The sequence below is a fragment of the Mycobacterium sp. NGS56 genome, from assembly GCF_059812425.1.
Map to the genome: position 1 here is coordinate 580,535 of NZ_JCALCQ010000002.1, position 14,327 is coordinate 594,861.

General features: G+C 67.8%; 13 protein-coding genes. 12 read left to right on the forward strand and 1 reads right to left on the reverse strand.

Features of this window, described 5'->3' with window-relative positions; all coding sequences use genetic code 11:
• Nucleotides 1-132 precede the first annotated feature (132 nt).
• From AC5Y4F_RS10065 to mnmA, 4 genes are read left to right on the forward strand one after another with little or no spacing between them, the layout of a single operon-like run.
• The gene (locus AC5Y4F_RS10065; RefSeq protein ID WP_499996357.1) at nt 133-987 is read left to right on the forward strand and encodes a GNAT family N-acetyltransferase; all 855 of its coding nucleotides are present in this window, start codon (nt 133-135) and stop codon (nt 985-987) included.
• On the forward strand, nt 984-1,820 hold the full coding sequence (locus AC5Y4F_RS10070) for a lysophospholipid acyltransferase family protein (protein WP_499996358.1): 837 nt from the start codon (nt 984-986) through the stop codon (nt 1,818-1,820). The genes AC5Y4F_RS10065 and AC5Y4F_RS10070 overlap by 4 nt, the downstream gene beginning before the upstream one ends.
• 33 nt (nt 1,821-1,853) lie before the next feature.
• A complete protein-coding gene (locus AC5Y4F_RS10075) occupies nt 1,854-3,032 on the forward strand; it encodes a cysteine desulfurase family protein (protein ID WP_499996359.1) in 1,179 nt (392 codons plus the stop codon).
• A complete protein-coding gene (gene mnmA, locus AC5Y4F_RS10080; RefSeq protein WP_499996360.1) occupies nt 3,033-4,109 on the forward strand; it encodes a tRNA 2-thiouridine(34) synthase MnmA in 1,077 nt (358 codons plus the stop codon).
• Nucleotides 4,110-4,116: 7 nt separating this feature from the next.
• Here the strand turns inward: mnmA and AC5Y4F_RS10085 are convergent, their stop codons facing one another.
• Entirely contained in the window at nt 4,117-4,761 is a 645-nt protein-coding gene (locus AC5Y4F_RS10085) for a sensor domain-containing protein (protein ID WP_197520616.1), read from the reverse strand.
• Nucleotides 4,762-4,860: 99 nt separating this feature from the next.
• Between AC5Y4F_RS10085 and AC5Y4F_RS10090 the strand changes: the two genes are divergently transcribed.
• From AC5Y4F_RS10090 to AC5Y4F_RS10125, 8 genes are all read left to right on the forward strand, one after another.
• Complete coding sequence (locus tag AC5Y4F_RS10090) at nt 4,861-5,889, forward strand: uroporphyrinogen decarboxylase/cobalamine-independent methonine synthase family protein (protein WP_067937120.1); 1,029 nt, start codon at nt 4,861-4,863, stop codon at nt 5,887-5,889.
• Nucleotides 5,890-5,953: 64 nt separating this feature from the next.
• Complete coding sequence (locus tag AC5Y4F_RS10095) at nt 5,954-6,436, forward strand: SRPBCC family protein (protein ID WP_067936835.1); 483 nt, start codon at nt 5,954-5,956, stop codon at nt 6,434-6,436.
• Entirely contained in the window at nt 6,433-6,756 is a 324-nt protein-coding gene (locus AC5Y4F_RS10100; protein ID WP_067936831.1) for an ArsR/SmtB family transcription factor, read from the forward strand. The genes AC5Y4F_RS10095 and AC5Y4F_RS10100 overlap by 4 nt, the downstream gene beginning before the upstream one ends.
• A 41-nt stretch (nt 6,757-6,797) precedes the next feature.
• Nucleotides 6,798-8,879, forward strand: coding sequence for an NAD-dependent DNA ligase LigA (ligA, locus tag AC5Y4F_RS10105; protein WP_067936829.1), 2,082 nt, complete (start codon nt 6,798-6,800; stop codon nt 8,877-8,879).
• Nucleotides 8,880-8,883: 4 nt separating this feature from the next.
• Nucleotides 8,884-9,996 carry a cystathionine gamma-lyase gene (locus tag AC5Y4F_RS10110; protein WP_499996366.1) on the forward strand — a complete coding sequence of 371 codons (1,113 nt, stop codon included), beginning with the start codon at nt 8,884-8,886 and terminating at the stop codon, nt 9,994-9,996.
• A 41-nt stretch (nt 9,997-10,037) separates the two neighbouring features.
• Nucleotides 10,038-10,646, forward strand: a complete 609-nt coding sequence (locus AC5Y4F_RS10115) for a TetR/AcrR family transcriptional regulator (RefSeq protein WP_156750125.1) — start codon at nt 10,038-10,040, stop codon at nt 10,644-10,646.
• A 174-nt stretch (nt 10,647-10,820) separates the two neighbouring features.
• Nucleotides 10,821-11,252 (forward strand): MmpS family transport accessory protein, encoded by a 432-nt coding sequence (locus AC5Y4F_RS10120; protein WP_369829720.1) that lies wholly within the window; start codon nt 10,821-10,823, stop codon nt 11,250-11,252.
• The gene (locus AC5Y4F_RS10125) at nt 11,249-14,197 is read left to right on the forward strand and encodes an MMPL/RND family transporter (protein WP_499996371.1); all 2,949 of its coding nucleotides are present in this window, start codon (nt 11,249-11,251) and stop codon (nt 14,195-14,197) included. Before AC5Y4F_RS10120 ends, AC5Y4F_RS10125 begins: the two co-directional genes overlap by 4 nt.
• Nucleotides 14,198-14,327 lie beyond the last annotated feature (130 nt).

Here is a 14,327-nt window from a genome sequence, read left to right on the forward strand (position 1 = left end):
GCTGCGTATCCGCCGACGGCGTTCCGGCACCGGACGCAGCTCACTTTTCGCGACAGTTCTTTCATCTCACGTGCACCGACACGTCATAGCCGCGATGCCGACTAGCTCATCAACTACGCCACGTTGGGGTTCATGAGCATTGCTTCTGTCCTCATACCCAGCGAGAAGACCACCGGTACGGCCACCAGCTCGTCGGCCGCACCCCGCTACTCCCTGTTGCTGTCCACCGACGCCGTCATGATCGAGGCTGCGCAGCGACTCCGGTATGACGTGTTCACCAGCACGCCGGGCTTCACCCTGCCGGCGGCCCACGCGGATAGACGGGACGTCGACAGGTTCGACGAGTTTTGCGACCACCTCATGGTCCGCGACGACGACACCGGTGAGCTGGTCGGTTGCTACCGCATGCTGGCGCCGGCGGGGGCCATCGCGGCCGGCGGGCTCTACACCGCCACCGAGTTCGACATCCGTGCGCTCGATCCGCTGCGGCCGTCACTGGTGGAGATGGGACGCGCGGCGGTGCGCGAAGGGCATCGCAACGGCGGCGTCGTGCTGCTGATGTGGGCGGGCATCCTGGCCTACCTGGACCGTTACGGCTATGACCACGTGACCGGGTGCGTGTCGGTGCCCATCGGCGGCGAATCCGACGAGCCTGCAGGCACTCAACTGCGCGGCGTCCGAGACTTCATCCTCGGCCGGCATGGCGCACCGCCGGAATGCCGGGTCTACCCGCACCGCCCGGTGGTGATCGACGGGAGGGCGATCGGCGACATCGCCCCGCCCGCGCGGCCCTCGGTGCCGGCGCTGATGCGCGGTTACCTGCGCCTGGGCGCGCAGGTGTGCGGCGAACCCGCGCACGACCCGGATTTCGGCGTCGGTGATTTCTGCGTCCTGCTGGGCAAAGCGCACGCCGATACCCGATATCTGAAGCGACTCCGATCGGTGGCCGTCGCTTCGGAGATGCGAACGGCGGGCGGCCGGCGATGAACGGCGCCGCGCACTCCTGGCTGCCGCGCGCATCGTGCGACGCAGGTTGTCTGGGAGCGGGCGAGGCGGTGACGCCGCGGCCGCTGCGCGGGGCGCTGCGGGTGACCCTTCGCCTTTCGCTGGCGCTGCTGCTGGCCCCGGGGCTGCCGCTGCTGGCCGTGCCGCTGCCGGGCCGCACCCGCGTGCAACGGATCTATTGCAGGTTGGTGCTGCGCTGCCTGGGTGTTCGAATCACCGTGACGGGCAACCCGATTCGTAACCTCCGCGGGGTGCTGGTAGTGAGCCCGCACATGTCCTGGGTCGACGTCTTCGCTATCGGGTCGGTGCTGCCCGGATCGTTCGTGGCGCGCGCGGACATGTTCACCGGCCCGGCCACCGCGATCGTGGCCCGCTTCCTGAAAATCATCCCGATCGAGCGGTCCAGTCTGCGGCGCCTGCCCGGCGTCGTGGATGCCGTCGCCCACCGGCTGCGATCCGGACAGACGGTGGTCGCGTTCCCGGAGGGCACCACCTGGTGTGGTCGGGACCGCGGCGCCTTCTACCCGGCGATGTTTCAGGCGGCCATCGACGCCGGCCGTCCGGTGCAGCCGCTGCGGCTGACCTACCACGATGTCGATGGCAGCCCGTCTACGGTCCCGGCCTTCGTCGGCGACGAGACCCTGCTGAGCTCGATCCGCCGCATGCTCGTCGTGTCGCGCACGCTGGCGCGCGTGCATGTCGGGTCTCTGCAGCTCCCCGGGACGGACCGGCGCGCCCTGGCCGCCCGGTGCCAATCCGCGGTGGGCGTTAAAACCCCGCGGCGTGCTGGTCACGGGCACGTGCTGGTGGCCTGAGCCAACCGGCGGGCCGGTATCGTGGGTCGCGTCATGGTCTACCTGGATCACGCCGCCACCACCCCGATGCACCCCGCCGCCGTCGAGGCGATGACGGCTGCGCTCGGCACGGTCGGCAACGCCTCGTCGCTGCACACCAGCGGCCGCGCGGCGCGGCGCCGCATCGAGGAATCCCGTGAGTTGATCGCAGACAGGCTCGGCGCGCGCCCCTCGGAGGTGATCTTCACCGCCGGCGGCACCGAGAGCGACAACCTGGCCGTCAAGGGCATCTACTGGGCTCGCCGCGACGCCGAGCCCCGGCAGCGGCGCATCGTCACCAGTGAGGTGGAACATCACGCCGTACTGGACTCGGTGCACTGGCTCGTCGAACACGAGGGCGCCGAGGTCACCTGGCTTCCGACCGCCGCCGACGGCTCGGTGTCGGCCGCGGCGCTGCGCGAGGTCCTGCAGACCCACGACGACGTGGCGCTGGTCTCGGTGATGTGGGCCAACAATGAGGTCGGAACGGTCATGCCGGCTGCCGAACTCGCCGGCGTCGCAGCCGAATTCGGTGTTCCGATGCACAGCGACGCCGTGCAGGCGGTTGGGCAGTTGCCGGTCGATTTCGCCGCCAGCGGATTGGCGGCGATGAGCGTGACCGCGCACAAGTTCGGCGGACCGCCGGCCGTTGGTGCGCTGCTGCTGCGTCGCGAGGTCGCGTGCGTGCCGCTGGCACACGGAGGTGGCCAGGAGCGTGACATCCGTTCGGGCACAGCCGATGTCGCAGGCGCGGTCGGAATGGCCGCGGCGGCCCGGATTTCGGTCGACGGGCTCGAGATCAACAGCGCTCGGCTGCGGGCTCTGCGCGACCGGCTGGTCGACGGCGTACTGGGCGGCATCGAGGATGTCAGTCTCAACGGTGTCCGCGATTCCCTGCGCCTTCCGGGCAACGCGCATTTCACGTTTCGCGGCTGCGAGGGCGATGCGCTGTTGATGCTGTTGGACGCGAACGGAATCGAGTGCTCGACCGGGTCGGCGTGCACCGCCGGTGTCGCGCAGCCCTCGCACGTGCTGATCGCGATGGGCGCCGACGCCACCAGCGCTCGCGGCTCTTTGCGACTCTCGTTGGGACACACCAGTGTTGACGCTGACGTCGATGCAGTATTGCGGGTACTGCCCGGGGCGGTGGATCGGGCCCGTCGCGCCGCATTGGCCGCCGCGGGGGCGTCCTAAGTGAAAGTGCTTGCCGCCATGAGCGGTGGCGTCGACTCGTCGGTCGCCGCCGCCCGGATGGTCGACGCCGGACACGACGTGGTCGGCGTGCACTTGGCGCTGTCCAGCGCGCCAGGCACGCTGCGCACCGGCTCGCGCGGGTGCTGCTCGAAGGAAGACGCGTCCGACGCGCGCCGGGTCGCTGATGTGCTCGGAATTCCGTTTTATGTGTGGGATTTCGCGGAGCGGTTCAAGTCGGACGTGATCGACGAATTCGTGTCGTCTTATGCGCGCGGCGAGACGCCCAACCCGTGCGTGGTGTGCAATCAGAAGATCAAGTTCTCCGCGCTGTCGGCGAAGGCCGTCGCACTCGGGTTCGACACGGTGGCCACCGGCCACTACGCCCGGCTCCGCGACGGTCGGCTGCGTCGCGCCGTCGATCACGACAAGGACCAGTCCTATGTACTGGCCGTCCTGAGCGCCGAGCAGTTGCGCCACGCGACGTTCCCGATCGGGGACACCCCAAAGCCGCAGATCCGCGCCGAGGCCGCCCGGCGCGGTCTGACGGTCGCCGAAAAGCCGGACAGTCATGACATCTGCTTCATCCCCTCGGGCAACACCCGCGCCTTTCTGGGCGAGCGCATCGGGGTGCGCCGCGGGGCGGTGGTCAATGCCGACGGCACGGTGCTCGCCGAGCACGACGGCGTGCACGGTTTCACCGTCGGTCAGCGCAAGGGGCTCGGCATCGCCGGGCCGGGGCCCGACGGCCGCCCCCGTTACGTAACCTCCATCGACGCGGAGAGCGGCACCGTGCGGGTGGGCGAGGCGGCGGATCTCGAGATACGCGAAATCGTGGGCCGGAAACCGATTTTCACCTCGGGCGTCACCCCGGCCGGCCCGGTGGAGTGCGCGGTCCAGGTGCGCGCGCACGGCGAAACAACCGACGCGATAGCCGAACTGGTCGACGGCGACCTCGTCGTTCGGTTGCGCGCGCCGATGCGCGGGGTGGCCCGGGGCCAGACGCTGGTGCTGTATCGGCCCGATCCCGACGGTGACGAGGTGCTCGGCAGCGCCACCATCGCCGGCACCACCCGCTGAATAGGGGCTACCGCGGCATGTTCGCGGAGATGTTCGTCATCACAATGTCGGACACCGATTGCGCGAAGCCGCAGAAAGTCACCTCCAGCATGGCCACCGACACAATCCGGTAGTCGCGGCCGCAGCCCCCGGGCCGCAGGTGCAGGGAGGTGGCGTCGGCGTTCCAGTCACCGACGTAGAGCTGCCCGCTCGAGCCGTTCGCGCAGTCGCCCACCGTGCTCACCAGGGCGCCGAACACGCGACGGGCGGTGTCGGCATCGCGATAGGCCGCGGCGCCTTCGGAGATCAATGCGCCATCGGGCGGGTCCTGAAACGTCGTCTTGTGGAACGCCTCGAGATCGCGCCCGAACGTTGCCGTCTCGGCGTAGATGAACCGGCACTCGCGCGGCGCGGAATCGACCAGCGCGTCGATGTCCACCGGGCTGGTCCCGTCCATCGAGGGGATGATGGTCAGATGCTCACCGGCGCCGGTGATCGCGCGCATTCGCGACTGGTCCAGCAGAATCGTGTCGACGTCGACACCCTGCACCACTCTGCGGCCGGCACCGGAGCCCGCCACGGCCGCACCGTCCACCACCCGAGTGCACGACGCTACCAGCGCCACCACCGCGCACAACAGCGGTAGCCAAACTGATTTCGCCTTCTGCGACACGTTTTCGCACCCCTTTTGGTGTTGAACCTACCCGCGCCGCCCGGCGGCACACAGACCCTGCCGACCGGCGCGTGGCGTGGCGTCGAATACGGTTGCCCGGTGAGTCTTTTCACCCATCCCTTTGCCACCGCCAGCGGCGTCGGATCGTGGCCCGGCATCGCCGCGCGCCAAGCCGCCGAAGTCGTGGTGGGTGAACTCGCGGGCGCGCTGGTGCACATCGTCGAGCTGCCCGCCCGCGGAGTGGGTGCCGACATGCTCGGGCGCGCCGGTGCGCTGCTGGTCGACGTGGCCATCGATACCGCGCCCCGCGGCTACCGGCTTGCCGCCCGGCCCGGGGCGGTCACCCGCCGAGCCATCAGCCTGCTCGACGAGGACATGGACGCGCTCGAAGAGGCCTGGGAAGCCGCCGGCCTTCGCAACGATGGTCGGGTGGTAAAGGTGCAGGCTCCGGGCCCGATCACCCTGGCGGCCGAGGTCGAGCTGGCCAACGGCCACCGGGCGATCACCGACCCCGGAGCGCTGCGCGACCTGGCGGCGTCGCTGGCCGAGGGCGTGGCGACGCATCGCGCGAGACTGGCCGGCCGGCTCGAGGCGGAGGTGGTGGTGCAGTTCGATGAGCCGTCGCTGCCCAAAGCCCTGGGCGGCGGGCTGAGCGGGGTGACCGCGCTGAGCCCCGTGGCGCCAGTCGACGAAGAGGTGGCCGCCGGGCTGCTGGACACCTGCGCCCGGACGGCGGGCGGTGCGGTGCTGCTGCACTGCTGTGCTCCCGACCTCCCATGGAACCTTTTGCAGCGCAGTGCCTTTCACGCCGTATCCGTTGATGTCGGCGCGCTGAACGCCGCCGACCTGGACGGTGTTGCCGAGTTCGTGGAGTCCGGCCGCACCGTCGCGCTGGGGGTGGTCGCCGGCGACGCCCCGCCGCGTCGCCCGTCGGTGCGAGAGGTGGCGGCCGCGGTGGTCGCGGTGACCGATCGTCTCGGCTTCGCCCGCTCGGCGCTGCGCGACCGCATCGGCGTCACGCCCGCGTGTGGCCTGGCCGGCGCGACCCCGGAGTGGGCGCGCAGCGCGATCGAGCTAGCGCGCAAGGCCGCCGAGATGTTCGCCGAGGATCCGGACGCCATCGAATAGGCAACCATTCGGTTGCGTTTCTGGGCGCACTGTGCTGCACTCATAGGCAACCAGGAGGTTGCATATGAAGATCGAGAAGCAAGTGATGCTGCGCGCGCCGCTCGAGCGCGTGTGGCGGGCCATCAGCGACGCCGAGGAGTTCGGCCGCTGGTTCGGGGTGCGCTTCGACGGGCCGTTCGTCGCAGGGGCGGCGGTGACCGCCGCGATCAGCCCGACCATCGTCGACAGCGAGGTCGCCAAGCGACAGGAGGCGCACGCCGGGGTGCAAAGCACCTGGCAGATCGTGGCCATCGAGCCGCAACGCAGGTTTGCCTACCGCTGGCGCCCGTTCGCCATCGACGCCGATGTCGACTACGACTCCGAGCCGACCACGCTCGTCGAGTTCACCCTGTCCGAGCAGCCCGACGGCGTGTTGCTGACCATCACCGAGTCCGGATTCGAGGCGATTCCCCGGGCGCGCCGGGGGCCGGCGTTCGAAGCCGACGACGAGGGCTGGGCGATCCAGACCACGCTGGTGCGCAAGTACATCGAGGACGTCCGGGTATGAGTGGTCGTGTCGCGGTCGAGGCGCCGCTCTTCGACGCCCTTGGCGATCCCAACCGGCTGCGCATCATCGTGCGGCTCTGCGACCAAGGCCCCAGTTCGACGTCGCAGGTCACCGGCGTCATCCCGGTAACCCGGCAGGCGGCCAGCAAGCACCTGCAGCTGTTGGAGTCGGTCGGGCTGGTGACCAGCAGCCGACGGGGCCGCGAGCGAGTCTGGAGGGTGCAGACCCAGCCGCTGGCCTCGGCCAGCGACTATCTGAGTCAGCTGTCCCGCCGCTGGGATGCCGCGGTGGACCGGTTGCGGGCTTACGTCGAGGACTGAGCGCGCGGTTTCGCGTCGGTGTCCTCGGATAGCCTGCCAAGGTGAGCGCAGCAGAAGCCGATTCGGTATCGCCCGAGGTTCGTCGGCAGTGGCACGACCTGGCCGAAGAGGTCCGTGAACACCAGTTCCGCTATTACATCAAGGACGCTCCGATCATCTCGGACGCGGACTTCGACGCGATGTTCAACGAGCTTCTCGCGCTCGAGGAGCGTTACCCCGAACTCCGGGTGCCCGATTCCCCGACGCAGCTGGTCGGCGGGGCGGGTTTCGCCACCGAGTTCAGCGAGGCGCAGCACCTGGAACGGATGCTGAGCCTCGATGATGTCTTCGATCGCGACGAGTTGGTGGCGTGGAACAACCGCGTCGAGAACGAGGTCGGCAAGCAGCCGTACTACCTGTGCGAACTCAAGATCGACGGGGTCGCCCTGGCGCTGGTGTACCGCGACGGCCGGCTGGAACGGGCCGCGACCCGGGGCGACGGGCGGGTCGGCGAGGACGTGACGCTCAACGCGCGCACCATCGACGACGTCCCCGAGCGGCTGTCTGCCAGCAAGGACTTCCCGATTCCCGCCCTGCTCGAGGTGCGCGGCGAGGCGTTCTTTCTGCTCTCCGATTTCGAGGCGCTCAACGCCAGCCTGGTCGAGGACGGTAAGGCGCCGTTCGCCAACCCGCGCAACAGCGCCGCGGGGTCGCTGCGTCAGAAGAACCCGGCCGTCACGGCCCGGCGCAAACTGCGGATGATCTGCCATGGCATCGGCCGCACCGAGGGGTTCGCGCCCAAAACTCAGCACGAGGCCTACACCGCGCTGAGCGCCTGGGGGCTGCCGGTGGCCGAACAAACCGCGCGGGTGCGCGGCCTTGCCGCCGTAGAGGAGCGGATCGGCTATTGGGGTGAGCACCGTTACGACCTGGACCACGAAATCGACGGTGTAGTAGTCAAAGTCGACGAGGTTGCGCTGCAGCGCAGGCTCGGGACCACCTCTCGCGCGCCGCGGTGGGCCGTCGCGTACAAGTACCCGCCCCAGGAGGCGCAGACCAAACTGCTCGACATCCGCGTCAACGTCGGGCGCACCGGACGCGTCACGCCGTTCGCGTTCATGACGCCGGTGAAGGTGGCCGGGTCGACGGTGGGGCTGGCCACCCTGCACAACGCCGCGGAGGTCAAACGCAAGGGTGTGCTGATCGGCGACACCGTGATGATCCGCAAAGCCGGCGACGTGATCCCGGAGGTGCTCGGTCCCGTCGTCGACCTGCGCGACGGCTCCGAACGCGAATTCGTCATGCCCACCACGTGTCCCGAATGTGGGACCACGCTGGCACCGGCCAAGGAGGGCGATGCCGACATCCGCTGCCCCAATGCCCGGTCCTGTCCGGCGCAGTTGCGGGAGCGGGTATTTCACGTCGCCGGTCGCGGCGCGCTCGACATCGAGGGGCTCGGCTACGAAGCCGCGACGGCGCTGCTGAAGGCCGGCGTGATCGCCGACGAGGGCGACTTGTTCGCGCTCACCGAGGACGACCTGTTGCGCACCGAGTTGTTCCGGACGAAGGCAGGCACCCTGTCCGCCAACGGCAAACGGCTGCTCGAAAACTTGGACAAGGCCAAGAAGGTGGCCCTGTGGCGCGTCCTGGTGGCGTTGTCGATTCGGCATGTCGGGCCGACGGCCGCGCGCGCCCTGGCGACCGAGTTCGGCGACCTGGACTCGATCATGTCGGCGTCGACCGAGCGGCTGGCCGCGGTGGAAGGTGTGGGCCCGACGATCGCGGCGGCGCTCACCGAATGGTTCACCGTCGACTGGCACCGCGCGATCGTCGAGAAGTGGCGGGCCGCCGGCGTGCGGATGGCCGACGAACGCGACGCCAGTGTGCCGCGCACGCTGGAGGGGCTGACGGTGGTGGTCACCGGGTCGCTCGCCGGCTTTTCCCGCGACGATGCCAAGGAGGCGATCTTGACGCGCGGGGGAAAGGCGGCGGGTTCGGTGTCGAAGAAGACCGACTACGTCGTGGCGGGCGATTCGCCGGGTTCCAAATACGACAAGGCGATCGAGCTGGGGGTGCCCGTCCTCGACGAGGACGGCTTCCGGAAGCTGCTGGCCGAGGGCCGACCCGATTCCCCGACGGAGTGAGCCGATGAGTAGCCGCTACGGCGATTCCACGCGCAGCCTCAAAGCCGCTGACGCGGAAGCCATTCCGGGGCATCCGGTAGCGCCGCAGGCGGTGCTCGCCGCCACCTACCACCTGTCCGACGACGAGACCGCCGCGCTGGACAGCTACGGCCGCGGCTCCAATCCGACCTGGCGGCAACTCGAGTCGGCGCTCGCCGAGCTGGAGGGGGCCGCCGGTGCGCGGGTGTTCGGCTCGGGCATGGCGGCCATCAGCGCCGTCTTACGCGCGCTGGCGAAGCCGGGGTCGACGGTGGTGGTGCCGGCCGACGGCTACTACCAGGTGCGCCGCTACGCCCGCGAAGACCTGGCGCCCGGCGGTGTGACGGTCATCGAGGCGTCAAGCTCGCGGATCTACGACGCCGCCGGCGAAGCGGACGTGGTGCTGGCCGAAACGCCCACCAACCCGGCGCTCGACGTGGTCGATGTGCACCGGTTGGCCAACATCTGCCGGGACCGCAACGCGCGCTTGGTCGTCGACAACACGGCCGCGACGCCCTTGGGGCAGCAGCCGCTGTCGCTGGGTGCCGACGTCGTGGTGGCCAGCGCGACCAAAATTTTGTCGGGTCACGGCGACCTGCTGGCGGGCTACGTCGGCACCAACGACTCCGAACTGCTCGCCGCGGTGGAGCGACACAGGCTGCTCGCCGGTGCGATCCTGGGTGGGTTCGAGGCGTGGCTGCTGTTGCGCAGCATGGCAACTGCCGGTTTGCGCTTCGAACGCCAATGCCAAAACGCCCGGGCGCTGGCGACCATGCTGGCCCGTCACCCGGCGGTGCGGGCGGTGCGCTACCCCGGATTGGTCGACGACCCGGCGCATCCGGTGGCCATGGCGCAGATGCGCCGGTTCGGGGCGCTGGTTTCGGTCGAGTTGGCCGACGCGGCCGCGGTGCACGCCCTGGTGGACCGCAGCGAACTGCTGATCGCATCCACCAGTTTCGGCGGCCTGCACACGTCGGTCGACCGCCGGGCCCGCTGGGGCGATCGCGTCGCCGACGGGTTCGCACGCATCTCACTGGGGATCGAAGACACCGACGACCTGCTCGCCGACATCGAACGCGCCCTGCTGGCGTCGAGATAGCGGCCGAAGCCGAAATTCGGCCGCTGCGCCCGAGCGGCTCTATCGTGGGCGTTATGACCCAGACGGCGGACCGGTACACGCAGGCATCTCCGTGGTCACCACGAGAGGCCGAGATACTGGCGGTGACCCTGCGGCTGCTGCAGGAGCACGGTTATGACCAGCTGACCGTGGACGCCGTGGCCAGTGCCGCCCGCGCCAGCAAGGCCACGGTGTACCGGCGCTGGCCCTCGAAGGCCGAACTGGTGCTGGCCGCCTTCACCGAGGGCGTCCGCCAGGTCGCGGTCCCGCCCGACACCGGCACGCTGCGCGGCGACCTGCTGAGTCTGGGGGAGACGTGTGGTCGGCACGGCACCGAGCACGCCAGCACCATTCGCGCGGTGATGGTCGAGGTGTCGCGGCACCCGGCGCTCAACGACGCCTTGCAGGAGCAATTCCTCAAGCAACGCAAGGCCTTGATTCAGCATGTGCTGCGGCAGGCCGTCGACCGCGGTGAGATCAGCGAGGATGTCGTCACCGACGAGTTGTGGGATCTGTTACCCGGATACCTCATCTTCCGATCCATCATTCCGGGCCGGCCGCCCACCCGTCGCACCGTGCAAGCCCTCGTCGACGGGTTTCTCATCCCGGGGTTGACCAGAACCACCGGGTAACACGCCGTTGACCCACTTAGACGAAATGTGTACGTGCGCGTCTCTTGTGCAGTACGGTCCCGTACCGTACTGTCAAAGCTGTCGATCGCGCCTGCCCCGTCGGCAAGCCGCCCTCGCCTCGAGGGTGATCGTGTCGCCCGATAATCGAAAGGTGAACGGGTGGAAGGGATTTCGGTGGCAACCCTCGTGAAACGAGGGTGGATGGTGCTGGTCGCGATACTGGTCGTCACGCTAGCGGGATTTGCCATCTATCGCCTGCACGGTATCTTCGGCTCGCACAACACCACCTCGGCCAACGCCGGCCCCTCGAACGAGATCGTCCCGTTCAACCCCAAACATGTGGTGCTCGAGGTCTTCGGCGCACCGGGCGCGATGGCCACCATCAACTACCTCGACGTCAACGCTCAGCCTCAGCAGGTCAAGGACGCGCCCTTGCCCTGGTCGTTCACCATCACCACCACGGAGCCCGCGGTCATCGGCAACGTCGTCGCTCAGGGCAACGGGGACACCCTGGGCTGTCGCATCACCGTCAACGGGGATGTGAAAGACCAACGCACAGTCAACAAAGTCGACGCCTACACCTTCTGTCTGGATAAGTCTGGATGAGCAACGATCAACAGCCGCGGCGGTTCGTGCCGCGCACTATCCGGCGGTTCGCGTTGCCGATTCTGCTGTTCTGGGTCGGTCTGGCCGCCATCACGAACATCGCCGTGCCACAGCTGGAAGACGTGGGGAAGACCCACAACGTGGCGCTGAACTCGCCAGATGCACCGTCGCTCAAGGCGATCAAGCGCATCGGTGAGAAGTTCCACGAATTCGACACCGACAGCTCGGCGATGATCGTGCTGGAAGGCGATAGGCCACTGGGCGCGGACGCCCACCGCTTCTACGACGACATGGTTCGCAGGGTCGAGCAGGACAAAAAGCACGTCGAGCACGTTCAGGATTACTGGGGCGACACCCTGACCGCCGCGGGATCGCAGAGCAGCGACGGCAAGGCGGCTTATGTTCAGGTGAATCTCGCAGGCAATCAAGGATCGGCCTTGGCCAACGAGGGCGTCGGGGCGCTGCGCGACATCATCGACCGCCTGAAGCCGCCGCCGGGCGTCAAGACGTATGTAACCGGAGCGGCGCCACTGATCTCCGACCAATTCGACGTCGGCAGCAAGGGCACCGCGAAGGTCACCGCGATCACCGTCGGGGTGATCGCGGTGATGTTGTTCTTCGTCTACCGCTCGGTGCTCACCACGCTGCTGGTGCTCGCCACCGTGCTCATCGAAATGTCAGCCGCCCGTGGCCTTGTCGCGTTCCTCGGTAACGCCGGCGTGATCGGGCTGTCGACGTATGCGACGAATCTGCTGACATTGTTGGTGATCGCGGCGGGAACGGACTACGCGATATTCTTCGTCGGGCGCTATCAGGAGGCGCGTGGCACCGGTGAGGACCGTAAAAAGGCTTTTTACACGATGTATCACGGCACGACGCACATCGTGCTGGGTTCCGGGCTCACCGTGGCCGGCGCCGTGGCCTGCCTGAGTTTCACCCGATTGCCCTACTTCCAAAGTCTGGGCATTCCAGCCGCATTGGGCATTGTTGTCGCGCTGTTCGCCGCGCTCACCCTGGGGCCGGCGATCCTCACTCTGGGCGCCAAGGCTGGCATCTTCGACCCCAGGCGGGCGATCCGCACGCGTGGCTGGCCGCGCATCGGGACCGCCATCGTCCGGTGGCCCGGCGCCGTGCTCGCGGCGGCATGCGCGCTGGCCCTGGTCGGTCTGATCGCCTTGCCCGGGTACAAGACGAGTTACGACACCCGTCCCTACATGCCGGCCAGCGCGCCGGCCAACATCGGTTACACCGCCGCCGAGAAGCACTTCTCGCGCGCGCGGCTGGAGCCCGAGTTGCTGATGGTCGAAACCGATCATGACATGCGTAACCCGGAAAGCATGCTCGTCCTGGACAAGGTCGCCAAGGCGGTGTTCCACGTCCCGGGGGTCGCGCAGGTGCAGACCATCACCAGACCGTTGGGCACTCCGCTCGTCCACAGCTCGCTCGCCTTTGTGGTCAGCAATTCCAGCGCAGCACAGCAGCAAAACCTGACCTATCAACGAGATCGGGCCGATGATGCACTCAAGCAGGCCAACGAACTGACCAAGACCATCAACATCTTGAAGCAGCAGTACGTGCTGCAGCAGCAGCTCGCCGGTACCACCCACGATGAGACCCAAAGCTTTCACGACACGCTCGGCACCATCCAGGATCTGCGCGACAAGATCGCGAATTTCGACGACTTCTTCCGGCCGGTGCGCAGCTATTTCTATTGGGAGAAGCACTGTTACGACATTCCCGTCTGCTTCGCGTTCAGATCGCTGTTCGACGCGATCGACGGCATAGACCAGCTCACCGAGAAATTCGAAAACCTGACGGCATCCCTTGACAAGCTCGACGCATTGCAGCCGAAACTGACGGCCCTGATCCCGCCGCAGATCCAGAGCCAGCAGACCAATCGTGATCTGACCCTGGCGAATTACGCCACACTGTCCGGCATTTACGCGCAGACCGCAGCGGCGATCGACAACGCGACGGCGTTGGGGCGCGCCTTCGACGCGGCCAAGAACGACGACACCTTCTATCTGCCGCCCGAGGTTTTCGCCAATCCCGACTTCAAACGGGGGCTGAAACTGTTCCTCTCGCCGGACGGCAAGGCCGCCCGCATGATCGTCACACACGAAGGCGATCCCGCGACGCCCGAGGGCATTTCGCACATCGATCCGATTGCGAAGGCCGCACACGAGGCGTTGAAGGGCACGCCCATGGCCGGCGCGGGTGTCTACCTCGGCGGGACCGCATCCACCTATAAGGACATCCAAGACGGCGCTAAATACGACCTGATGATCGTGGCATTCGCCGCGTTGACCCTCATCCTGCTGATCATGATGATCATCACCCGCAGCCTGATCGCCGCGCTGGTCATCGTGGGCACCGTGGCGCTCTCGCTGGGGGCCTCGTTCGGTCTGTCAGTTCTGGTGTGGCAGTATCTTTTCGGCGTCCAGCTGTACTGGGTGGTGCTCGCGTTGGCCGTGATCCTGTTGCTAGCGGTCGGATCCGACTACAACCTGCTATTGATCTCCCGCTTCAAGGAGGAGATCCATGCCGGTCTCAACACCGGCATCATCCGGGCGATGGCCGGGTCCGGTTCCGTCGTCACCTCGGCCGGCATCGTTTTCTCCGTCACCATGTGCGCGTTCGTGTTCAGCGGTTTTCAAGTGCTCGGTCAGATCGGGACGACGATCGGCCTGGGCCTGTTGTTCGACACGCTCATCGTGCGCTCATTCATGACGCCATCCGTCGCAAGGCTGCTCGGGCGCTGGTTCTGGTGGCCGCAACGGGTGCGGCCCCGCCCGGCGAGCACCATGCTGCGGCCCTACGGTCCGCGTCCGGCGGTTCGTCAACTGCTGCTGTGGGACGACGATGATCCGGTGGCGATGTCCAGCGATCCGGTGACGACGTCTGGCGAGCAGCCGGTGGCGATGTCCGGATCGAAAACCCGCTGACGGGATTCGCGGTACTCGCACGGGGCTGGCCTGTGTGCCTTTCGGTGGGCCGGGGGATGGGCGCACCAAGTTCTTCAGCGCGGATCGCGCGGTCCGGTTTTGTCGGTGGTGGCTGCGATGATGTGGTCAT

What these genes read in the sequence shown, in the direction of transcription:
- AC5Y4F_RS10065 (WP_499996357.1), top strand. Translation starts at nt 133, where the DNA reads ATGAGCATTGCTTCTGTCCTCATACCCAGCGAGAAGACCACCGGTACG.
- AC5Y4F_RS10070 (WP_499996358.1), top strand. Translation starts at nt 984, where the DNA reads ATGAACGGCGCCGCGCACTCCTGGCTGCCGCGCGCATCGTGCGACGCA.
- AC5Y4F_RS10075 (WP_499996359.1), top strand. Translation starts at nt 1,854, where the DNA reads ATGGTCTACCTGGATCACGCCGCCACCACCCCGATGCACCCCGCCGCC.
- AC5Y4F_RS10095 (WP_067936835.1), top strand. Translation starts at nt 5,954, where the DNA reads ATGAAGATCGAGAAGCAAGTGATGCTGCGCGCGCCGCTCGAGCGCGTG.
- AC5Y4F_RS10100 (WP_067936831.1), top strand. Translation starts at nt 6,433, where the DNA reads ATGAGTGGTCGTGTCGCGGTCGAGGCGCCGCTCTTCGACGCCCTTGGC.
- AC5Y4F_RS10110 (WP_499996366.1), top strand. Translation starts at nt 8,884, where the DNA reads ATGAGTAGCCGCTACGGCGATTCCACGCGCAGCCTCAAAGCCGCTGAC.
- AC5Y4F_RS10125 (WP_499996371.1), top strand. Translation starts at nt 11,249, where the DNA reads ATGAGCAACGATCAACAGCCGCGGCGGTTCGTGCCGCGCACTATCCGG.